This is a genomic window from Klebsiella huaxiensis (genome assembly GCF_003261575.2).
Lineage (GTDB): Bacteria > Pseudomonadota > Gammaproteobacteria > Enterobacterales > Enterobacteriaceae > Klebsiella > Klebsiella huaxiensis.
The window spans coordinates 4,142,810-4,163,921 of sequence record NZ_CP036175.1 but is presented as its reverse complement, the minus strand read 5'-3'; the positions used below and the strand labels follow the sequence as shown (position 1 = coordinate 4,163,921).

Genomic DNA, 21,112 nt, shown 5'->3' with positions numbered 1-21,112 from the left:
CAGTAACTGCGTCGGCTGGGGTCAATCCGTGTTGATTTTTTGAATGATAAAATAAGTTTTCGTTGTTAGCCAGCAAAAGGCGGAGGGTAATACGATATTTGGTGATTTTTGTCACAAAAAATACCCATTTAATTTGCGAGACGAATTAATTTTTCAGACACTTTGCAGGTAAGTTAAAAATTTAACCAGGTTGCACAATAATAAAGTGGCTTTGAATGAGCCTCATCGGGGTCTCATAGGGGGAATAAGATGAATATTTTAGGTTTTTTCCAGCGACTCGGTAGGGCGTTGCAGCTCCCTATCGCAGTGCTGCCGGTTGCGGCGCTTCTGCTGCGATTCGGTCAACCAGATTTACTTAACATCGCGTTTATTGCGCAGGCGGGTGGGTCAATCTTTGACAACCTGGCGCTGATTTTCGCTATCGGTGTGGCATCCAGCTGGTCAAAGGACAGCGCTGGTGCCGCCGCGCTGGCGGGAGCAGTTGGTTACTTCGTGCTGACCAAAGCGATGGTCACCATCAATCCGGCGATCAACATGGGCGTCCTGGCGGGTATTATTACTGGTCTGGTGGCGGGTGCGACTTACAACCGCTGGTCGGGCATCAAACTGCCTGACTTCCTGAGCTTCTTTGGCGGCAAACGCTTTGTGCCAATTGCTACCGGCTTCTTCTGTCTGGTGCTGGCGGCTATCTTCGGTTATGTATGGCCGCCGGTGCAGAACGCCATTCATGCAGGCGGAGAATGGATCGTCGGCGCTGGCGCGCTGGGTTCTGGTATCTTCGGTTTCATCAACCGTCTGCTGATCCCAACCGGTCTGCATCAGGTTCTGAACACCATTGCCTGGTTCCAGATTGGGGAATTCACTAACGCCGCAGGTGCGGTATTCCACGGTGACATCAACCGCTTCTACGCGGGTGACGGCACGGCGGGGATGTTCATGTCCGGCTTCTTCCCGATCATGATGTTCGGTCTGCCGGGTGCAGCGCTGGCGATGTACTTCGCGGCCCCTAAAGAGCGTCGTCCAATGGTCGGCGGTATGCTGCTGTCTGTTGCAATTACCGCATTCCTGACCGGTGTCACCGAGCCGCTGGAATTCCTGTTCATGTTCCTGGCGCCGTTGCTGTATCTCCTGCACGCCATCCTGACCGGTATCAGCCTGTTTGTTGCGACAGCGTTGGGCATCCACGCGGGCTTCTCCTTCTCCGCAGGTGCTATCGACTATGTTCTGATGTACAGCCTGCCAGCAGCCAGTAAAAACGTCTGGATGCTGATTGTTATGGGCGTGGTGTTCTTCGTCATTTACTTCCTGCTGTTCAGTGCGGTTATCCGTATGTTCAACCTGAAAACGCCGGGTCGTGAAGATAAAACCGATGACGTGGTGACTGAAGAAGCAAACAGCAATACCGAAGAAGGTTTGACTCAACTGGCAACCAACTACATCGCTGCGGTTGGCGGTACGGATAACCTGAAAGCGATTGATGCGTGTATTACTCGTCTGCGTCTGACCGTTGCAGACTCTGCGCTGGTTAACGATGCTGCCTGTAAGCGCCTGGGCGCTTCGGGTGTGGTTAAACTGAACAAACAGACCATTCAGGTTATCGTGGGTGCGAAAGCTGAATCCGTTGGTGATGAAATGAAAAAAGTGGTTGCGCGTGGCCCGGTTGCGGCGACGTCTGCCTCTTCTGCTCATAGCGCACCTGTTGCATCAGTTGCTAAACCACAGGCCGTGGCGAATGCGAAAACCGTGGAAGCGCTGGTTTCGCCAATCACTGGTGATATCGTTGCCCTGGAGCAGGTTCCGGACGAAGCGTTTGCCAGCAAAGCAGTCGGTGACGGCGTGGCGGTGAAACCAACGGACAAGATTGTTGTTGCTCCGGCTGCAGGCACGGTGGTGAAGATCTTTAACACCAACCATGCGTTCTGCCTGGAAACTGAAAATGGCGCGGAAATCGTTGTCCACATGGGTATTGATACCGTCGCGCTTAACGGTCAGGGCTTTAAACGTCTGGTGGAAGAGGGGGCTGAAGTGAAAGCTGGCCAGCCGATTCTGGAACTGGATCTTGAATTCCTGAATGCTAATGCGCGCTCCATGATTAGCCCGGTGGTGTGCAGCAACAGCGACGACTACAGCGCACTGGTTATTCAGGCAACCGGTAAGGTTGTAGCAGGTCAGACACCGCTATACGAAATTAAAGGCAAGTAAGGCTCCTGAGTAGAGTTTATGCCTCAAGCGGCGCAGCGAAATCTGCGCCGCTTTTTTTTAGTGCAAATAACCTCAATATTTCCGTTTGATACCTATTTTGCGTAACTAAAGGTTGTCAGCTTCTTCGGCTTATAAGATCATACGCCGTTATACGTTGTTTACGCTTTGAGGAACCCGCGATGAGTGAGGCAGAAGCCCGCCCGACTAACTTTATTCGTCAGATAATCGATGAAGATCTGGCTACTGGTAAGCACACCACTGTTCATACCCGTTTTCCACCGGAACCGAATGGTTATCTGCACATTGGCCATGCGAAGTCTATTTGTCTGAACTTTGGTATCGCCCAGGACTACAAAGGTCAATGCAACCTGCGTTTCGATGACACCAACCCGGTGAAGGAAGATATCGAGTACGTTGAGTCGATTAAAAACGACGTGCAGTGGTTAGGTTTCCACTGGTCCGGAGATGTTTGCTACTCGTCTGATTATTTCGATCAGCTGCACCAGTATGCGGTTGAATTGATCAATAAAGGTCTGGCCTACGTTGATGAACTGTCGGCGGAAGAAATCCGTGAATATCGCGGGACCCTGAAAGAGCCGGGTAAAAATAGTCCGTATCGCGATCGCAGCGTGGAAGAGAACCTGGCGCTGTTTGAGAAAATGCGTACCGGTGGTTTTGCCGAGGGGAAAGCCTGCCTGCGCGCGAAAATCGATATGGCTTCTCCGTTTATCGTGATGCGCGATCCGGTGTTGTATCGCATTAAGTTCGCCGATCACCACCAGACCGGAAGCAAGTGGTGCATCTACCCGATGTACGACTTCACCCACTGCATCAGCGATGCACTGGAAGGGATTACCCATTCCCTGTGCACTCTTGAGTTCCAGGATAACCGCCGTTTGTACGATTGGGTGCTGGATAACATCAGTATCCCCGTGCATCCGCGTCAGTATGAATTCTCGCGTCTTAACCTCGAATACACCGTGATGTCTAAGCGCAAGCTGAATCAGCTGGTGACCGAGAAGCACGTTGAAGGTTGGGATGACCCGCGTATGCCGACGATCTCCGGTCTGCGTCGTCGCGGTTACACCGCTGAATCCATCCGTGAGTTCTGCAAACGCATCGGCGTGACCAAACAAGACAACACCATTGAAATCGCTTCGCTGGAATCCTGCATTCGTGAGGATTTGAACGAAAACGCTCCGCGCGCGATGGCCGTTATCGACCCGGTTAAGCTGGTTATCGAAAACTATCCGCAGGGCGGTAGCGAAATGGTGACTATGCCGAATCATCCGAGCAAACCGGAGATGGGCAGCCGTGAAGTACCGTTCAGTGGCGAGATCTGGATCGATCGCGCGGATTTCCGTGAAGAAGCGAACAAGCAGTACAAGCGTCTGGTGCTGGGCAAAGAAGTCCGTCTGCGCAATGCTTACGTTATCAAAGCTGAGCGCGTAGAGAAGGACGTGGAAGGTAATATCACCACTATCTTCTGTACCTACGATGCTGACACTCTGAGCAAAGATCCGGCTGATGGCCGCAAGGTGAAGGGTGTGATTCACTGGGTGAGCGCAGCGCATGCGCTGCCGGTAGAGATTCGTCTGTACGATCGTCTGTTCAGCGTGCCAAATCCCGGTGCTGCTGATGATTTTCTGTCGGTCATGAACCCGGAATCGCTGATTATCAAGCAGGGTTTTGCTGAACCAAGCCTAGCGCAGGCGCAGCCTGAAAAAGCATACCAGTTCGAGCGTGAAGGTTACTTCTGCCTCGACAGCCGCTATGCAACCGCAACCAATTTGGTATTTAACCGTACCGTTGGTCTGCGCGACACCTGGGCGAAAGCCGGCGCGTAGTTCACCGTCATTATTGAGAACGCCGCTTATCGCGGCGTTTTTTTATTTCAGAATCAGGGGATTAAATTATCATATTTTCGCGATGCGAATTAATCTTGTTTACAGATTGTAATAATCACAACTATTTGTCCCTCCGGTCATCCTCTATAAAATCATGTAATCGCTTTCATTACGCCTATTTTTTCTGATATAGCAAGCACTTCCACGTCAAATGCATGACATCTACGACTGAAACAAAAAGACATAGATTATGTGCGCTTTGTCATAATCTTCATCTTTGATCATCGAAAGAGATTGATAATTCGCGTCACGAAAAATAGTCTATACCCAGTGGTTATGCGGATTTTACCGCTCCACTTTTTAAGCAGTTTTATTTTATTTTTTTCGCTAGTTGCCCTTGGTAACTGCGTTTTTAAAAAGTCAAAGAGGATATGCATATGCGTACGTTTAGTGGCAAACGTAGTACGCTGGCGCTGGCTATCGCCGGTGTGACAGCACTGTCAGGTTTTGCAATGGTACCGGATGCGAAAGCCGAAGGGTTCATTGATGATTCAACGTTAACCGGCGGCATCTATTACTGGCAGCGTGAACGTGACCGTAAAGATCTGAATCCAACGGTAGATCGAGTTGCCCCGGATGGCACTAAGTATAAGGAAAAAAACCCTAACTATAAGTCTTATCAGACGAACCTTTCTCATTCCACCTGGAACGCCAACCTGGATTTTCAGTCTGGCTATGCTGCCGACATGTTCGGTATTGATATCGCCGCCTTTACTGCCATCGAAATGGGCGAAAGCGGTGATAGCGGCCACCCGAACGAAATCGCTTTCTCCTCACGCAATAAAACTTACGATGAAGACTATTCCGGTGATAAGAGCGGGATCAGCCTGTACAAAGCAGCCGCCAAATTTAAATTTGGCCCGGCATGGGCGCGTGCTGGCTATATCCAGCCTACCGGTCAAACCTTGCTGGCTCCACACTGGAGCTTTATGCCGGGTACCTATCAGGGGGCTGAAGCCGGTGCTAATTTTGACTACGGCGATGCGGGCGCGCTGAGTTTCTCCTATATGTGGACAAACGAATATAAAGCGCCGTGGCACATTGAGATGGATGAGTTCTATCAGAACGACAAGAAAACCAAGGTTGATTATCTCCACTCTCTCGGCGCCAAGTATGATTTTAAAAATGACCTCGTGCTGGAAGCTGCATTTGGTCAGGCACAGGGTTACATCGACCAGTATTTCGCTAAGGCCAGCTACAAATTTGATGTCGCAGGCACGCCGCTAACCACCAGCTACCAGTTCTACGGTACTCGCGATAAAGTCAGCAACGGCGGGGCGAACGATATTTATGATGGTACCGCCTGGCTGCAGGCATTGACCTTTGGCTATAAGGTTGCTGATGTTCTCGACCTGCGCCTGGAAGGAACCTGGGTTAAAGCCGATGGTCAGCAGGGCTACTTCCTGCAGCGTATGACGCCGACTTACGCCTCATCTAACGGTCGTCTGGATGTCTGGTGGGATAACCGCTCTGACTTCAACGCCAACGGTGAAAAAGCGGTGTTCTTCGGTGCGATGTATGACATGAAGAACTGGAATATGCCGGGTTGGGCCTTCGGCGCGTCCTATGTTTATGCATGGGATGCAAAACCAGGAAAAATGTCTTCTCCTGATGCTTACTACAACCCTGACAAACGTCTGGAAGAGTCAGCCTATAGCCTGGATGCGATGTACACCGTACAGGAAGGACGCGCGAAGGGTACGCTGTTTAAACTGCACTTTACTCAATACGACAACCACTCCGATATCCCAAGCTGGAGCGGCGGCTACGGCAACATCTTCCAGGATGAGCGCGACGTGAAGTTCATGGTTATTGCTCCATTCACCATTTTCTGATGCCAGTGCGGCGGGCGTGATCCTGCCGCAATTTCCCGAGGTCGATTATGAAGAAGCTATTGCTTGTCGCCATTGTGGCGGCAGGTCTGGTTGCCTGCACGCAGTCGCCAGCGCCGAAAGAGGATTCAAAGTTAAAAGATGCCTACAGCGCCTGTATTAATACTGCTGAAGGTAACCCAGATAAAGTCGAAGCCTGCCAGAGCGTATTAGACGTTCTGAAGCAAGAGAAGCAGCATCAGCAGTTCGCCACCCAGGAAAGCGTGCGAGTACTGGATTACCAGCAATGTATCCAGGCGCGTAAAACCGGTAACGATCAGGCAGTACAGTCGCGCTGTGACCAGATTTGGAAAGAGATTCGTAGCAACAACACGAAACCCTGATTTTTACTTTTCGTAGCCATAAAAAAAGCCAACCGTCAGGTTGGCTTTTTGCTGCTTACGCAACGGGGAATTACTTTTCCACCGCGTCGTGGGCATGTTCATCTTCGCGGCAATCGCCTTCTGCACAGTGACCGTACAGGTACAGGCTGTGGTTGGTGAGGCGAATACCGTGTCGGGAGGCAATCTCACGTTGACGAGCTTCAATTGAGTCATCGCTAAATTCGATCACTTTGCCGCAATCAAGGCAAATCAGATGATCGTGATGATGCTGTTGCGTTAGCTCGAAAACGGATTTACCACCTTCGAAATTATGACGGGTGACGATGCCGGCGTCGTCGAACTGGTTCAGTACGCGATAGACGGTTGCCAGACCAATCTCTTCACCCATATCAATCAGGCGTTTATATAAGTCTTCCGCACTGACATGATGGTTATCCGGTTCCTGCAGGACTTCCAGGATTTTTAATCGCGGAAGTGTCACTTTCAGGCCAGCCTTCTTTAATGCGGTATTGTTGTCAGTCATGCGGAATCTGTCCTGTTGCTAAACGATCTACTTCCATCAACGGAAGTAATACAGAGAATCACCCGATGTAATGCGTCTCATTATAGAACTGCCATGGTGAAATGAAAACTGCAAGCATCGGGCCTTGTATGCTGTCAAAAACGAGGCACTGGCTACAAAGTGCTTCACGTGACCTCGTTAAATCAGAGGACATTGTACAGATATGTGATTAAAAGTTAAAAACTTGTAGCTATAACTTTGATTGCTTTTATCTATTAATTCGGCGAAATCTGACGATAACGCCGTTTAGACTCAGGCATTCTTGATTTCTTCGAGGTGTAGCTCTTCAGAAATCTGTTTTACCCATTTTTCCACGCGTTCGTTAGTCAGTTCTGGCTGACGGTCTTCGTCGATGGCCAGACCCACGAAGTGGTCGTCATCTGCCAGACCTTTAGATGCTTCAAAATGATATCCAGCGGTCGGCCAGTGACCAACGATAGTGGCGCCGCGGGGTTCGATGATGTCGCGAATGGTACCCAGCGCATCACAGAAGTATTCAGCGTAGTCTTCCTGATCGCCGCAGCCAAACAGCGCGACCAGTTTGCCGTTGAAATCGACTTCTTCCAGCGTCGGGAAGAAATCATCCCAGTCACACTGTGCTTCACCGTAGTACCAGGTTGGGATGCCGAGCAGCAGAATATCGTGAGCTTGCAGATCTTCTTTGCTGCTCTTGGCAATGTCGCGCACATCAGCAACATCTTTACCAAGCTGCTTTTGAATCATTTTTGCAATATTTTCGGTGTTGCCGGTGTCGCTGCCAAAAAAGATGCCGATGATTGCCATGAGTAAAATAACCTCTTGAAACTTAATGATGTGGTAGGGACTTAAATGCCCACAGATAGGGGCAATGATAGCAGAACTGAGAAGGGCGCGGAAACAGCAATCACGCCCGACTGCACACTCTGCTACATGAAAGCTTATTTTTTGAGGGTTTTAGGCTTTATCCTGGCTGCGCAGGGCCGCCAGTTGGTTCATCAGCATCTCTTCAATCAGATCGCTGCGGTTCATGTTGCGGGCTTCGGCCAGCTCATTGAGCGCATCAACCGCATCGGCATTGAGCTTCAGCTCAACGCGCTTCAAACCGCGAACTTTATCGCGCTTGAGCTGATTGCGTTTGTTGATACGCAGCTGTTCGTCGCGTGAAAGCGGATTGGTTTTCGGTCTACCCGGCCGACGCTCGGTTGCGAACAAATCTAATGTCGTACGGTCCGTTTGTTCTTTTGCCATGATTCAGAGTGACTTCGGGGGAAACAAGCTGTCGGGCATAGCCGACGCAGATAGCCCGCCATAATACATCAGGCGAGGGGCTGCGCCAACGACCACGGGCATTCTGCCGCGCGGTCGGGCAGATTTTAGCCAGTTACGCGGCTATGGAGGTCAAATAACGGCGTATAGCCCGTAAAACGGCCTCTGGTTTTTCTGCATGTACCCAATGTCCGGCTCCGGCAATCACATGGGCCCGTGCCTGGGGGAATTGAGCCAGCAGAGCCTCACGGTAGGCATCGGTTACGTAGGGTGAGTTACCGCCGGGGATAAATTGCGCCGGATGCGGCCAGGCGGGGATGGTTTGCCAGCCGACGATATTGTCATATTGCTCCCACAATACCGGCACGTTAAACCGCCACTGACCTTCCACAAAGGATTTCAGCAGAAACTGAATCACGCCTTCTTCATTGAGGTGTTCGCGCATCACCGCTGCCGCCTGTTGACGCGTTGCGGCACCCGCGTCGGTCACGGCATTGATGGCGGCGAAGATTTCATCATGGCGACGAACGTGATAATCCACAGGGGCAATATCAATCGCAACCAGGCCAGCGATGCGCTCCGGGGCCATTGCGCTCAGCGCCATGACCGCCTTACCGCCCATTGAGTGACCAATAAAGGTCGCTTTTTCTATTTGGTATTCATTGAGAGTATCAATCAAATCCTGAGCCATCGCGGCATAGGTCATCTCTGGCGCGCGCGGGGAAAGACCGTGATTTCGCATATCGACCTGTAAAATATCGTAGTCAGCGACCAGATCGCGGGCGAGGATCCCAAGGTTATCCAGACTGCCAAAAAGGCCATGGACCAGGACGATAGGGGGATTATTGTGCGGATTCTGTGCAGATTGCGCTCGGCTATTTAATTTCATGGCAAAGTTCTTTTTTTCGCTCCGTCGGGTTAGGGTATTATGTTGGACATTCTGCCATCCGGCTGCAAGACCCGGAAGATTTCCGAGTTTTACCGCCATCCTGGTTTGACGCTATCCGCGGTTGGGATTTGTCCTTATAATCCCGACAACTTGTATTCAGAAAAGATATCGTACTGGATTAAGATGAAAACAATTGAAGTTGATGATGAACTCTATAGCTATATTGCCAGCCACACCAAGCATATTGGCGAGAGTGCATCCGACATTTTACGGCGCATGTTGAAGTTTTCCGCCGTTTCCCAGCCTGCCGCACCGGTAGCGAAAGTCGTTCCGGCTCCGGCGCCAACGCCTGTCGTTGAAGTGAAACCCGCCAATCCTCTGAAGGATAAAGTCCGCGCCATGCGCGAGCTGCTGCTATCTGATGAGTACGCCGAACAAAAACGCGCGGTAAACCGTTTCATGCTGGTTCTGACTACCCTCTATTCCTTAGACAGTAAAGCGTTTGCCGAGGCGACCGAGTCTCTGCATGGGCGCACTCGCGTCTATTTCGCTGAAGATGAGCGGACGCTACAGAAAAATGGTAATCAGACAAAACCTAAGCAGGTTCCGGGCACGCCGTGGTGGGTTATTACAAATACCAATACCGGCCGCAAATGCAGCATGATTGAACATATCATGCAGTCAATGCAGTTCCCTGCTGAATTGATCGAAAAGGTTTGCGGTACGATCTAGTCATTTAACTTTTGCACCAGAAGGATCAGGCAATGGCAATCGATAAGCGCGCAGGTCAACCTGCGCAACAGAGTGATTTGATTAACGTCGCCCAGCTGACCGCCCAGTACTATGTGCTGAAGCCAGAAGTGGGCAATGCGGAACATGCGGTGAAGTTTGGTACCTCCGGCCATCGCGGCAGCGCAGCGCGCCACAACTTCAACGAGCAGCATATTCTGGCGATTGCCCAGGCAATTGCTGAAGACCGCGCAAAGAACGGGATCACCGGCCCATGCTACGTCGGGAAGGACACCCATGCACTATCCGAACCCGCTTTCATTTCTGTACTGGAAGTGCTGGCGGCGAACGGTGTTGATGTCATCGTTCAGGAAAATAACGGTTTCACCCCGACGCCGGCGATTTCTAATGCGATTCTGGTGCACAACAAGAAAGGCGGCCCACAGGCTGACGGCATCGTCATCACTCCGTCCCATAACCCGCCGGAAGACGGTGGTATCAAGTACAATCCGCCGAACGGTGGCCCGGCTGATACCAACGTGACCAAAGTTGTCGAAAACCGCGCTAACGAACTGCTGGCTGCTGGTCTGCAGGGCGTGAAGCGTATTTCTCTTGATGCGGCGCTGGCCTCAGGTCATGTGAAAGAGCAGGATTTAGTACAGCCGTTTATCGAAGGGCTGGCGGATATCGTCGATATGGCGGCTATCCAGAAAGCGGGCCTGACGCTGGGTGTTGATCCGCTTGGCGGCTCCGGTATTGAGTACTGGAAACGCATTGCTGAGTACTACAAGCTGAACCTGACTATCGTTAACGATAATGTCGATCAGACTTTCCGCTTTATGCACCTCGATAAAGACGGCGCGATCCGCATGGACTGCTCCTCCGAGTGCGCCATGGCGGGCCTGCTGGCGCTGCGCGACAAGTTCGACCTGGCCTTCGCTAACGACCCGGATTACGACCGCCACGGTATCGTGACGCCAGCCGGGTTAATGAATCCGAACCACTACCTGGCGGTGGCGATTAACTACCTGTTCCAGCATCGCCCGCAGTGGGGCAAAGATGTTGCTGTCGGTAAGACTCTGGTCTCCTCGGCAATGATCGACCGCGTTGTGAATGACTTAGGCCGCAAGCTGGTGGAAGTACCGGTTGGTTTTAAATGGTTCGTTGATGGTCTGTTCGACGGTAGCTTCGGCTTCGGCGGCGAAGAGAGCGCGGGCGCTTCGTTCCTGCGTTTCGACGGCACGCCATGGTCTACCGACAAAGACGGCATCATCATGTGCCTGCTGGCGGCGGAAATCACCGCGGTGACCGGGAAAAACCCGCAGCAGCACTATGATGAACTGGCAGCACGTTTCGGCGCGCCAAGCTACAACCGTCTGCAGGCTTCAGCAACTTCTGCCCAGAAAACAGCGCTGTCTAAGCTCTCTCCGGAAATGGTAAGCGCCAGCACGCTGGCCGGTGACCCGATTACCGCGCGTCTGACCGCGGCTCCGGGCAACGGTGCGGCAATTGGCGGTCTGAAGGTGATGACCGAGAACGGCTGGTTTGCTGCGCGTCCGTCAGGTACTGAAGACGCTTACAAAATCTACTGTGAAAGCTTCCTTGGCGCTGAGCACCGTCAGCAGATTGAGAAAGAAGCGGTGGAGATTGTCAGCGAAGTGCTGAAAAACGCATAAGCTAAGTCATCATCATAATCAGGCCCTTTTCAGGGCCTGTTTTTTTCGCAAGGAGTGCGATGAAACTGAAACGTAAAAAAGTCTTTTGGTTTTGGGCTGGGATGGATCTTTTTTATCTCATTGAGTTTGTCGGCTGGAACCTCTATCACCGACGCGTACCGTTCTACGACGATATCCTCGCATATCTCCAGCTCCTGCATACCTACGGCTCCGCGGCCGCCTGGCTGTTCCCGCTTAATTTTTTGTTGATAATCAGCATTCCCGTGTCGATGATTCTATTCTTGCGTCAGAGCCGCTATGCCCTGTGGCTGACATGGGCGCAAACGCCGTTACGGCTGGTCTTTATGCTGCCGTCGCTTTCGCTGGTGTTATGGATGCTGCGTGAAATGGGGTTCAAGGGGATAGTGTTCTTTATCGGGCTTTTACTACTCTCGGAAGCGGCGAAAGTGGTGACGCTATGGCGCTGCCGTAAGGTTTGACCACGAGGTTATTTGACCTGCTATCGCGACAATATAGATTATGCGCATTCTGCAATGACTGAATCGGGCACAAACGGGTATTATTTTTTTGACCGGGTTTGCCCATTCTGTAGATTGAAGTTGAGTGCCTGGGCATCAATGAAGTTATATTTTGCTACCATTGTCACAAAATCCAATCTTAAGAAATGCAATTTTCTTTAAATATATGATCAACTTCAAATTAAAAAAATCTGAACGCTTGTTTTGATTTTGTATGATTTGAATCACTTAATGATATGGATGATTTTGTTACATTTATGTCATTAAATCCTGGATGCTTTCTTGAGAACTTATATGTTACAAGTTAAACGTCACTCATTAATTCTGGAATTTGTCGTTGAAAACGGTTGTGCTAGAGTCAATGAATTGTCGAGAATATTTGGCGTGTCTCCAGAAACTATTCGCCGAGATTTAACTGTGCTCGCCAAAAATAAAAAATTGGTCCGTAGCTTTGGCGGCGCGATGATTTCAGAAAATAATGCATCATTTTTAGATGTGGATAATCCCACAAATAATGGGAATTTTGTCGATAAAGCTGAAGCATTTATTAAGCGAACAAAAGAGCAGCCAGAGCGAAAAATGCGTATTGCCAAAAGCGCATTACAGTACATTTATGAGCATGAATGCATTATTATGGACAATAGCAGTTCATGCTGGTTTTTAGCACGGCAGTTGCCCGATATTGAACTGACGGTAATTACCAATTCATTAAATATTATTCAGACATTGGCCTGCCGAAAGAAAATAAGAATTGTCAGCGTGGGTGGTGAATATTCTGAAAGACACGGCGATTTTCATGGGCCGGTAGCTGAATTTATTATTAATAACTTTAAGGTCAATAAACTGTTCTTTTCTTGCCAGGGCCTTGATTCTGGCCTGGAAATCAAAGATAGCAATGAAGTCAACGTGCGTCTGAAACAGGAAATGCTGAAAGTGGCCGACCAAAAAATTCTGATGGTAGATAGCAGTAAATTTGAACGTTATTCATTATATAAAATATGTGACCTGGCAGATATTGATGTTCTTATTACTAATAAGCTACCAAAGGATATCTATCGTCAGGAATGCTTGAAAATCGTAGAGACCAGTTAAACTCTCTACGTAATAATTCATTTGCATCATCATCTCACGACTCTTGTGCCAGGTGGAGGATAATTGCGTCAGCAATACTATCCATCTTCATTACTTATCCGAAAATGAGGTTTACGATGGAACAATTACCTGAAGATATGAAAGCTGTTGTGTGCCATGGTCCCCAGGATTACCGCTTTGAAAAGATTACGCGCCCGGTAGCACAAGAAAAAGAAGTGGTTATTAAAGTTGATGGCTGTGGAATATGTGCTGGTGATTGCAAAGCCCAGGACGGCGCACCGATGTTTTGGGGTGAAAACCCATGGGTGAAAACGCCAGTGGTGCCAGGACATGAATTCTATGGCAGGGTTGCTGAATTAGGCCCCGGCTCGGCAGAAAAATATAAATTAAAAATTGGCGATCGTATTCTGGCGGAGCAGATTGTACCTTGTCATGAATGTCGCTTCTGTAAAACCGGGAAATACTGGATGTGTGAAACCCATGATATTTATGGTTTTCAAAAGGATGTTGCCGATGGCGGTATGGCTGAATATATGCGCTTCTCCGAAAGGGCGATTATTCACAAAATCCCCGAATCATTAAGTGAAGAAGATGCGGCGCTTATCGAGCCAATGGCCTGTGCTATCCATACGGTACGCCGTGGGGATATCGATCTGGATGATGTTGTTGTTATCGCTGGTGCCGGCCCGCTGGGTCTGTGCATGGTACAGGTCGCGCATCTTAAGACGCCGAAAAAGTTGGTGGTGATCGACACCATGGAAGACCGTCTGGCGCTGGCGAAAGAGTTTGGTGCGGATGTGGTTATCAATGCAGCCAAAGAAGACGCCGTTGCCATTGTTAAAGCCATGACCGAAGGCTACGGCTGCGACGTCTACATTGAAGCTACCGGCGCGCCGATTGGCGTTACCCAGGGACTGGAGATGATTCGTAAACTGGGTCGTTTTGTCGAGTTCAGCGTGTTTGGTAAAGAAACCACCGCCGACTGGTCGATCATTGGCGACCGAAAAGAGCTGGATATTCGCGGTGCGCATCTTGGCCCGTACAGCTATGAAATCGCCATCGATCTCTTTGAGCGCGGCCTGCTGACTGCGAAAGGTGTCGTCACTCATTTCTATTCTATCGATGAGTGGAAAGCGGCGTTTGAAATGGCAAAATCGCTGGATTCTATCAAGGTCGTTATTAAACCATAAAAATTTAAAAATTAAATAGTTTCATTTATTTTGAGTGTCACTACATTGAAATAAATGGAGGCTAAATAAATACTGGATTTGTATCATGGTGATAACTGGGGTAAATATCGGTGGTCTGATGATGTCTACCGGTCGTTAATTTATTGCTCAGGCTATCAGGCAACATTCGTACCATGAAAACGCTAAAGGATAATCTTTATCCTTTAGCGCATAACTCAAAAAGGAGATATTGAATGCCTGTAAAATTGAATACGAAAGCATTACTCTCAGGACTTCTGGCGATGAGTATGGTCGCCTGCGTTAATGCTAAGCCGCTAACTATCGGTATGTCGTTCCAGGAATTGAATAACGAATATTTTGTCACCATGAAAGAATCACTTGAGCAGTCGGCGAAAGATATTAATGCCACTGTATATACTGCTGATGCTGCGCATGATGTCTCCAAGCAGATTAGCGACGTTGAGGATATGTTGCAGAAGAAAATTGATATTCTGCTGATCAACCCAGCTGATAGCGTAGGCGCGGAAACGGCAGTTCTGGCGGCGAAAAAAGCAGGTGTGGTGGTGGTAGCGATTGATGCTCAGGCAAACGGGCCTATTGACTCATTTGTCGGTTCTAAAAACTATGACGCAGGTTTTATTGCCGGTGAGCATTTAGCCAAAGCGCTGGGGGATAAAGGCAACGTCGCGATTCTCGATGGCATTCCCGTGGTACCTATTCTGGAACGCGTTCGTGGTTTTGAAGATGCGATGAAAAAGCATCCTAATATTAAAGTCATTACCAAACTGAACGGCAAGCAAGAACGCGATACCTCCATGAGCGTGACGGAAAATATGTTGCAATCCAATCCAACGCTCAACGGTATTTTCAGCGTTAACGACGTTGGCTCTCTTGGTGCGCTGGCGGCTATTCAGTCTTCCGGCCGTGATGTGAAATTAGTTAGCGTTGACGGTTCGCCGGAAGCGGTAGCTGAAATTGCTAAAGGCAATACGCCATTTATTGCCACTGCCGCGCAGTTCCCGCGCGACCAGTTACGTATCGGTTTAGGTATTGCGCTGGCTAAACATTGGGGCGCGAATATTCCGAAAGAGATTCCTGTTGATGTGAAGCTTATTGATAAAACAAACGCCAAAGATTTCCATTGGTAAGAGCGTTATTACTCCATAACGGCTCGCGATTAAGTTCGTGGGCCGTCGTGGATTCTTATTAAAGTATGGCACGATATATTATCGTGTCGTCATGGAGCGATGTTCATGCCCAGCTTACTGGAAGTCAAAAATGTCAGTAAAAGCTTCCCCGGAGTCAAGGCGCTCGATAATGTCAATATTACCCTTGGGCGAGGGGAGGTGCATGCTTTACTCGGTGAAAATGGCGCGGGTAAATCCACGTTGATGAAAATCCTCTGTGGGATATATCAACCGGATACCGGCAACATTTTTATTGATGGCAAGCAGCAGCATTTTCATAATTATCGCGATGCCATTCAGTGTGGCGTTGGGATTATTTTTCAGGAATTTTCTCTTATTCCCTATCTTAATGCCTATGAGAATATTTTTCTCAACCGCGAGAAAGTGAATCCATTTGGTTTATTAGACCGTAAAACCATGCGCCGCGAGGCTCTCAGGATCTTTAAAGAGCTCGGCGTGACGCTGGATCCCGATGAGCAAATTTGCCATCTCAGCGTGGCTGAGCAGCAGTTCGTGGAAATTGCCAAAGCGCTCTCGCTGGATGCCCGTATTCTGATCCTCGATGAACCGACTGCCACCTTAACCCCAAGCGAAGCGGAACACCTTTTTCGCGTGATGCGCGATTTAAAAGCGAAAGGCGTGGGCATGTTCTTCATCTCTCACCATCTTGAGGAAATCTACGAGATTTGCGACAGCCTGAGCATCTTGCGTGATGGGAAATACATCGGTTCAGCGAAGGTTGATGATATCGATCTCGCGGAGATGATCCAGATGATGGTTGGCCGCGAGGTGGAGAATATCTATCCGGAGCGACGGACGCTGGAGAATCATGATCTTCTGCTGGATGCGGAAATTCAGCTTACCGAAAGCAGCAAAGTGAACCGATTAACGCTGCGCAAAGGCGAAATCTTAGGCCTCGCCGGACTCGTGGGGTCGGGGCGTTCAGAAGCGATTCTGGCGCTGACCGGCGCGGATAAATGCTTTAAAAAACATGTCCGTCTGGCGGGGAAAGAGGTCTCGATAAAGTCCACCGATCAGGCTCTACAGCTGGGCATTGGCTTATTGCCTGAAAGCCGTAAAACTCAGGGGCTGGTGCTAGGTTTTTCAGTTAAAGATAATATCTGGCTCAACAAGCATACTTGCCACTATTCGCTAATTCGTGATGGTGAAGAGCGTAAAACGGCTGAGCATTTAATTCGTCACGTTGGGGTAAAAACGCCGGATGCTTTTACCGCCGTCGGAACATTAAGCGGTGGTAATCAGCAGAAAGTCGTTATTTCCCGCTGGTTAAATCATGATGTCAATATTTTGATTTTTGATGAGCCAACTCGCGGCATTGATGTAGGGGCTAAATCTGAAATCTATCAAATTATGCGCAATCTTACCGAACAAGGTATTTCGATAATTATGATTTCATCAGAGTTGCCGGAAGTGATTGGCGTTAGCGACCGCGTCATGGTTTTTCGTGATGGCGATATCGTTGCCGAACTTGAAAATGAAAATATAAATTCCACGGTCATTATGCTGCATGCCGCCGGTAATATTATTTAGGGAGTCTTAAATGAGTAATGAAAATGCATCATTAGCGCCAGTTGCATCTCCTGAAAAAAATAAAAAAATCCTCCATGGATTATTAAAGATGCCCGCGTTCCTGCCGTTTGTCGGTCTGGTATTACTGTTTTCCTGTATGGCTATTTTTAATGATTACTTTTTAACAGTAGATAACCTCTCGACCGTCGCCCGCCAGGTTTCAATTAATGCCATTATCGCCATCGGCATGACGTTTGCAATTCTGACCGGTGGTATCGACCTCTCCGTCGGCGCGGTGATGGCGCTGGCCGGTACGCTGATGGCGGGGTTAATGAAGTATTATGGCTTAGACCCATGGTTAGCCATCCTTATCGGCTTGTGTTCCGGCGTGGCTTTTGGCGCGATTAACGGCTTTTTAACCGCTTATGGCAAGATGCCGCCCATTATCGTCACTCTCGGGGCGATGATTATTGCCAAGGGCCTGGCGCTGATTTATACCGGTGGCTATCCCATCTCTGGATTACCTGATTCATTTGCCTTTTGGGGCCGTGAATATCTGTTCGGTATTCAGGTGCCGATTATTCTGATGGTGGTTTTATATATCATATTTTATATCGTCCTGAACCATATGCCGTTCGGTCGCTATGTCTACTCCCTGGGGGGGAACGAAGAGGCGGCACGCCTGAGCGGTCTGCGGGTTAAATATTATAAGTTGCTGGTCTACGTTATTAGTGGTTTTACCGCCAGTTTCGCCGGGCTTATTTTTACCTCGCGCGTCATGAGCGGTCAGCCTAATGCCGGCGTTGGTTTTGAACTGGATGCTATTGCCGCAGTTGTGCTCGGCGGCGCGTCTATTGCCGGTGGGCGAGGAATGATTATTGGTACGTTAATTGGCGCGATGATGCTCGGGGTACTGAATAATGGCTTAAATCTTCTGGGGATCTCGCCTTATGTCCAGTATGTAGTGAAAGGGCTCATTATTTGGGGCGCCACTTTTATTAGCTCTGCCAGACGCTAAATCATTTTCATTGTGGGGTGAAGGGATATGAATTTTATCGGAGTCGATATCGGCGGGACGGTGACCAAAGCCGGTATCTATAATGAACTAGGGCAAGAGATCCACGTCGCGTCGCAATATGCGCAGGTGTTATCCGAACAGCCGGGTTTTACCGAGCGGAATATGCATGAACTGTGGGATACCGTTTGCAGTGTGATTAAAAAAGTGATGTATGAAAGCCAGGTGCCGCCGTTAAGTATTGGCGGGATCGGTTTTTCCTCGCACGGTAAGGGGCTTTACGCGATTGATAAAAAAGGCGAGCCGGTACGCAACGGGATTATTTCATCCGATACCCGGGCGCTGGAGTTTGTCAAAAAATGGTATCGCGAAGGTATCGACAAGCTGGCTTATCCGAAAGGATTACAGCAGCTGTGGACCGGACATCCGGTGTCGCTGCTGGCGTGGCTTAAAGAGTATGAGCCGGCCAATTACGACAGAATCGATGCCGTTTTGATGGTCCACGACTACATCCGTTTCCGCCTGACCGGCGAAGCGACGGCGGAAATTACCAATATTTCCGGCAGCAATTTTTATAACCAGTTCACCTCCCGCTACGACAGCGACATGATGGCGCTATTTGGCATTGAGGAAGTGGTGGATAAAACCGCGCCGGTGGTGAACTCAACGGATTGCGTAGGCCACATTACCCTGCAGGCATCACTGGACTGCGGGCTGTGTCCTGGCACGCCGGTCTTCGGCGGCTTTTTCGATGTGGTTGCCTCCGCCGTTTCTTCGGGGATTGATCGGGCTGATACCCTCAGCGCGGTGGCAGGAACGTGGAGTATTGCCACCTCGGTGACGGATAATATTATTGCCAGCGACTTCCCGTATATCTGGGGGAAATACTGCATTCCGGGGAAATATTTTGTTCATGAGGGCAGCCCGACCTCGGCGAGTAATCTCTCCTGGTTTGTGAAACAGTTCTTTCCTGATGATGACCACTGCTATGAGCATTTCGAAAGCTGGATCGCGGAAGATACCGACAGCAATCTGGTCTTTTTACCGTATCTGTTTGGTTCCAATCTGGCGATGGATCTCCCCGGTGCGCTGGTCGGCCTGGCGGGTCATCACACCAAAAAAGACATTATTGCGGCCATCTATCGCGGGATCGTCTTTTCCCACCTGGTGCACCAGGACCGCATTATTGAGCTCAATCAGGATATTCAAAAAATTCGCTTCACCGGCGGCCCAAGCCAGTCGAAAGGCTGGACGCAGATGTATGCCGATGCCTCCAACCTCCCTTTGGAAGTGGTGGATATTGAACAGGCCGGATGTCGCGCGGCTGCATTATGCGCGGCTGCCGGAACCGGTGCCTATGCCAATTTCAGCGAAGCTATCCAGGCGACGCAGCCGGAAGTCGTTTGTTACCAGCCGGATGCCAAACGACATCAGCAGCTGCGTGAAGGCTATGCCCGTTATTTACAGGTTGCGCAAAGCCTCTCCAGGGCGACGGGAGCGGTACAATGAAGCCCAGACTTGGTATTTATGAAAAAGCGCTACCCGCTACGCTGGACTGGCCAAAACGCTTCGAACTGGCAGCAAATCTGGAGTTTGATTTCCTCGAAATCTCTGTTGATGAGAGCCCGGAACGTCAGGCCCGACTACGCTGGAACCGTGGCCAGAGGCTGGCGTTCGTTGCTGACAAAATTAATAGCGGCATCGATGTGCCGAGCATGTGCCTCTCCGCGCACCGCAGCCATCCTTTTGGTAGCGTCAACCGTGACACCCGGTTAAAGGCGCGCGAACTGATGCTTGATGCGCTGGACTTTGCCAGCCACGTCGGGATCCGCAATATCCAGCTGGCAGGCTATGACGTTTACTACGAATCCTCCTCCGCGCAAACTCGCGAATATTTTATTGAAGGGATTAACTGGGCGGTGGCTGAAGCGGCGAAGGCGCAAATCATGTTGTCGATGGAGATCATGGACACCGCCTTTATGAGCAATATCTCCCGCTGGCTGGATCTGGAGCGCAAGGTCTGTAGCCCGTGGTTCTGCGTCTATCCGGACGTTGGCAACTTAAGTGCGTGGCAAAACGATGTTCCTGAAGAGTTGAGTAAAGGCATTCATAAAATCAGCGCCATCCATTTGAAGGACACCCAGCCCGTTTCACACGCCTCGCTGGGGCAGTTCCGCGATGTGCCGTTCGGCACCGGCTGCGTGGATTTCAGCGAGATTTTCCGCTCGCTTGCCGCGCTGAACTATCGCGGCGCATGGCTGATTGAGATGTGGGCTAAAAATGACGGGCAGGATAGCGAGAGAATTGCCGAGGCCAAAGCGTGGTTAACGGATAAATACCAGCAGGGTTTTCTTGTCCCGCAGTATGAAGCCAATGTGAATTCAGGAGTGAAGTATGCTGGATAAACTCAAGCAGACGGTTCTTGACGCCAATCTGGCGCTGCCGAAATTTAATCTTGTCACCTTTACCTGGGGCAACGTCAGCGGCATCGATCGCGACGCGGGGTTGGTGGTGATTAAGCCTTCCGGCGTGGAATACGATGTGATGTCGGCTGACGATATGGTGGTGGTTGAACTGGCAACTGGGCGAGTGGTGGAAGGGCGCTACAAGCCTTCATCCGATACGCCGACGCATCTTGAACTGTATAAAGCCTTTAGCGGCGTGGGCGGGATTGTGCATACGCACTCACGCCACGCGACGATTTGGGCGCAGTCGGGCAGGCCGCTGCTGGCGATGGGGACCACCCATGCCGACTATTTTTATGGGCCAATTCCCTGCACCCGCCCGCTAAACGACGATGAAATTCTCGGTGATTATGAAACCAATACCGGCCACGTGATTATTGAAACGTTCAGGATGCAGGATATCGAACCTCTCAGCGTGCCTGCCGCACTGGTGCATGGTCACGGCCCTTTTGCGTGGGGAAAAGATCCGGCGAACGCGGTGCATAATGCGGTGGTGCTGGAAGAGATTGCCTACATGAATATGTGGACCCGCCAGTTGGTGAGCGAGGAGCAGCCGGTTTCGTCGACGCTGCTGGATAAGCACTATTTACGCAAGCATGGGGCAGGGGCCTATTACGGGCAATAATCGCGGGTATCTCCCGGAGGCGGCGCGATGCGCCTGTCCGGGCTACCTGACCGGCAGATGGCGGT

At 50.1% G+C, this 21,112-nt stretch carries 19 protein-coding genes; 15 read left to right on the top strand and 4 right to left on the bottom strand.

Annotated features, from left to right (window positions below; genetic code table 11):
• Positions 1–249 precede the first annotated feature (249 nt).
• From nagE to DA718_RS19915, 4 genes are all read left to right on the top strand, one after another.
• Positions 250–2,202 (top strand): PTS N-acetyl glucosamine transporter subunit IIABC, encoded by a 1,953-nt coding sequence (nagE, locus tag DA718_RS19930; protein WP_112214506.1) that lies wholly within the window; start codon positions 250–252, stop codon positions 2,200–2,202.
• Between the two features lie 179 nt (positions 2,203–2,381).
• Positions 2,382–4,049: a glutamine--tRNA ligase gene (gene glnS, locus DA718_RS19925; protein WP_112214505.1), complete on the top strand. Its 1,668-nt coding sequence runs from the start codon at positions 2,382–2,384 to the stop codon at positions 4,047–4,049.
• A gap of 437 nt (positions 4,050–4,486) precedes the next feature.
• Entirely contained in the window at positions 4,487–5,944 is a 1,458-nt protein-coding gene (gene chiP, locus DA718_RS19920) for a chitoporin ChiP (RefSeq protein ID WP_112214504.1), read from the top strand.
• Between the two features lie 47 nt (positions 5,945–5,991).
• Positions 5,992–6,324, top strand: coding sequence for a ChiQ/YbfN family lipoprotein (locus tag DA718_RS19915; protein ID WP_112214503.1), 333 nt, complete (start codon positions 5,992–5,994; stop codon positions 6,322–6,324).
• A gap of 70 nt (positions 6,325–6,394) precedes the next feature.
• Here DA718_RS19915 and fur read toward each other — a convergent pair whose 3' ends face one another.
• The 4 genes from fur to ybfF form a co-directional block, all read right to left on the bottom strand.
• Positions 6,395–6,847: a ferric iron uptake transcriptional regulator gene (fur, locus tag DA718_RS19910; protein WP_004885952.1), complete on the bottom strand. Its 453-nt coding sequence runs from the start codon at positions 6,845–6,847 to the stop codon at positions 6,395–6,397.
• Positions 6,848–7,138: 291 nt separating this feature from the next.
• Positions 7,139–7,669 carry a flavodoxin FldA gene (gene fldA, locus DA718_RS19905; protein WP_167492801.1) on the bottom strand — a complete coding sequence of 177 codons (531 nt, stop codon included), beginning with the start codon at positions 7,667–7,669 and terminating at the stop codon, positions 7,139–7,141.
• Between the two features lie 150 nt (positions 7,670–7,819).
• Positions 7,820–8,113 carry a LexA regulated protein gene (gene ybfE, locus DA718_RS19900; protein ID WP_110273365.1) on the bottom strand — a complete coding sequence of 98 codons (294 nt, stop codon included), beginning with the start codon at positions 8,111–8,113 and terminating at the stop codon, positions 7,820–7,822.
• Positions 8,114–8,246: 133 nt separating this feature from the next.
• Positions 8,247–9,020, bottom strand: coding sequence for an esterase (ybfF, locus tag DA718_RS19895; RefSeq protein ID WP_112214502.1), 774 nt, complete (start codon positions 9,018–9,020; stop codon positions 8,247–8,249).
• A gap of 183 nt (positions 9,021–9,203) precedes the next feature.
• Between ybfF and seqA the strand changes: the two genes are divergently transcribed.
• The 11 genes from seqA (at position 9,204) to araD (ending at position 21,047) form a co-directional block, all read left to right on the top strand.
• Positions 9,204–9,752, top strand: coding sequence for a replication initiation negative regulator SeqA (gene seqA / locus DA718_RS19890; RefSeq protein WP_110273367.1), 549 nt, complete (start codon positions 9,204–9,206; stop codon positions 9,750–9,752).
• A gap of 32 nt (positions 9,753–9,784) precedes the next feature.
• The gene (pgm, locus tag DA718_RS19885; protein WP_110273368.1) at positions 9,785–11,425 is read left to right on the top strand and encodes a phosphoglucomutase (alpha-D-glucose-1,6-bisphosphate-dependent); all 1,641 of its coding nucleotides are present in this window, start codon (positions 9,785–9,787) and stop codon (positions 11,423–11,425) included.
• 59 nt (positions 11,426–11,484) lie between these two features.
• Positions 11,485–11,904, top strand: a complete 420-nt coding sequence (locus DA718_RS19880) for an arginine:ornithine antiporter (protein ID WP_112214501.1) — start codon at positions 11,485–11,487, stop codon at positions 11,902–11,904.
• A gap of 333 nt (positions 11,905–12,237) precedes the next feature.
• On the top strand, positions 12,238–13,035 hold the full coding sequence (locus DA718_RS19875) for a DeoR/GlpR family DNA-binding transcription regulator (RefSeq protein WP_112214500.1): 798 nt from the start codon (positions 12,238–12,240) through the stop codon (positions 13,033–13,035).
• A gap of 116 nt (positions 13,036–13,151) precedes the next feature.
• Positions 13,152–14,225, top strand: a complete 1,074-nt coding sequence (locus DA718_RS19870; RefSeq protein ID WP_112214499.1) for a zinc-binding dehydrogenase — start codon at positions 13,152–13,154, stop codon at positions 14,223–14,225.
• Between the two features lie 281 nt (positions 14,226–14,506).
• A complete protein-coding gene (locus DA718_RS19865; protein ID WP_227016027.1) occupies positions 14,507–15,373 on the top strand; it encodes an ABC transporter substrate-binding protein in 867 nt (288 codons plus the stop codon).
• Positions 15,374–15,478: 105 nt separating this feature from the next.
• Positions 15,479–16,963 carry a sugar ABC transporter ATP-binding protein gene (locus DA718_RS19860; RefSeq protein WP_112214498.1) on the top strand — a complete coding sequence of 495 codons (1,485 nt, stop codon included), beginning with the start codon at positions 15,479–15,481 and terminating at the stop codon, positions 16,961–16,963.
• Between the two features lie 10 nt (positions 16,964–16,973).
• Positions 16,974–17,960: an ABC transporter permease gene (locus DA718_RS19855; protein ID WP_112214497.1), complete on the top strand. Its 987-nt coding sequence runs from the start codon at positions 16,974–16,976 to the stop codon at positions 17,958–17,960.
• A gap of 27 nt (positions 17,961–17,987) precedes the next feature.
• Positions 17,988–19,466, top strand: coding sequence for an FGGY-family carbohydrate kinase (locus DA718_RS19850; protein ID WP_112214496.1), 1,479 nt, complete (start codon positions 17,988–17,990; stop codon positions 19,464–19,466).
• Positions 19,463–20,362: an L-ribulose-5-phosphate 3-epimerase gene (locus DA718_RS19845; RefSeq protein WP_112214495.1), complete on the top strand. Its 900-nt coding sequence runs from the start codon at positions 19,463–19,465 to the stop codon at positions 20,360–20,362. Before DA718_RS19850 ends, DA718_RS19845 begins: the two co-directional genes overlap by 4 nt.
• Positions 20,352–21,047 carry an L-ribulose-5-phosphate 4-epimerase gene (araD, locus tag DA718_RS19840; protein ID WP_112214494.1) on the top strand — a complete coding sequence of 232 codons (696 nt, stop codon included), beginning with the start codon at positions 20,352–20,354 and terminating at the stop codon, positions 21,045–21,047. Before DA718_RS19845 ends, araD begins: the two co-directional genes overlap by 11 nt.
• Positions 21,048–21,112: the final 65 nt, after the last annotated feature.

Bases quoted from the DNA above. Each gene is read 5' to 3' on its own strand.
- DA718_RS19855 (WP_112214497.1), top strand. From the start codon at position 16,974: ATGAGTAATGAAAATGCATCATTAGCGCCAGTTGCATCTCCTGAAAAA.
- ybfF (WP_112214502.1), bottom strand. From the start codon at position 9,020: ATGAAATTAAATAGCCGAGCGCAATCTGCACAGAATCCGCACAATAAT.
- DA718_RS19865 (WP_227016027.1), top strand. From the start codon at position 14,507: ATGAGTATGGTCGCCTGCGTTAATGCTAAGCCGCTAACTATCGGTATG.
- DA718_RS19915 (WP_112214503.1), top strand. From the start codon at position 5,992: ATGAAGAAGCTATTGCTTGTCGCCATTGTGGCGGCAGGTCTGGTTGCC.
- DA718_RS19870 (WP_112214499.1), top strand. From the start codon at position 13,152: ATGGAACAATTACCTGAAGATATGAAAGCTGTTGTGTGCCATGGTCCC.
- ybfE (WP_110273365.1), bottom strand. From the start codon at position 8,113: ATGGCAAAAGAACAAACGGACCGTACGACATTAGATTTGTTCGCAACC.
- araD (WP_112214494.1), top strand. From the start codon at position 20,352: ATGCTGGATAAACTCAAGCAGACGGTTCTTGACGCCAATCTGGCGCTG.
- glnS (WP_112214505.1), top strand. From the start codon at position 2,382: ATGAGTGAGGCAGAAGCCCGCCCGACTAACTTTATTCGTCAGATAATC.
- DA718_RS19880 (WP_112214501.1), top strand. From the start codon at position 11,485: ATGAAACTGAAACGTAAAAAAGTCTTTTGGTTTTGGGCTGGGATGGAT.
- nagE (WP_112214506.1), top strand. From the start codon at position 250: ATGAATATTTTAGGTTTTTTCCAGCGACTCGGTAGGGCGTTGCAGCTC.
- DA718_RS19875 (WP_112214500.1), top strand. From the start codon at position 12,238: ATGTTACAAGTTAAACGTCACTCATTAATTCTGGAATTTGTCGTTGAA.
- DA718_RS19850 (WP_112214496.1), top strand. From the start codon at position 17,988: ATGAATTTTATCGGAGTCGATATCGGCGGGACGGTGACCAAAGCCGGT.
- fur (WP_004885952.1), bottom strand. From the start codon at position 6,847: ATGACTGACAACAATACCGCATTAAAGAAGGCTGGCCTGAAAGTGACA.
- seqA (WP_110273367.1), top strand. From the start codon at position 9,204: ATGAAAACAATTGAAGTTGATGATGAACTCTATAGCTATATTGCCAGC.
- chiP (WP_112214504.1), top strand. From the start codon at position 4,487: ATGCGTACGTTTAGTGGCAAACGTAGTACGCTGGCGCTGGCTATCGCC.
- pgm (WP_110273368.1), top strand. From the start codon at position 9,785: ATGGCAATCGATAAGCGCGCAGGTCAACCTGCGCAACAGAGTGATTTG.
- fldA (WP_167492801.1), bottom strand. From the start codon at position 7,669: ATGGCAATCATCGGCATCTTTTTTGGCAGCGACACCGGCAACACCGAA.
- DA718_RS19845 (WP_112214495.1), top strand. From the start codon at position 19,463: ATGAAGCCCAGACTTGGTATTTATGAAAAAGCGCTACCCGCTACGCTG.
- DA718_RS19860 (WP_112214498.1), top strand. From the start codon at position 15,479: ATGCCCAGCTTACTGGAAGTCAAAAATGTCAGTAAAAGCTTCCCCGGA.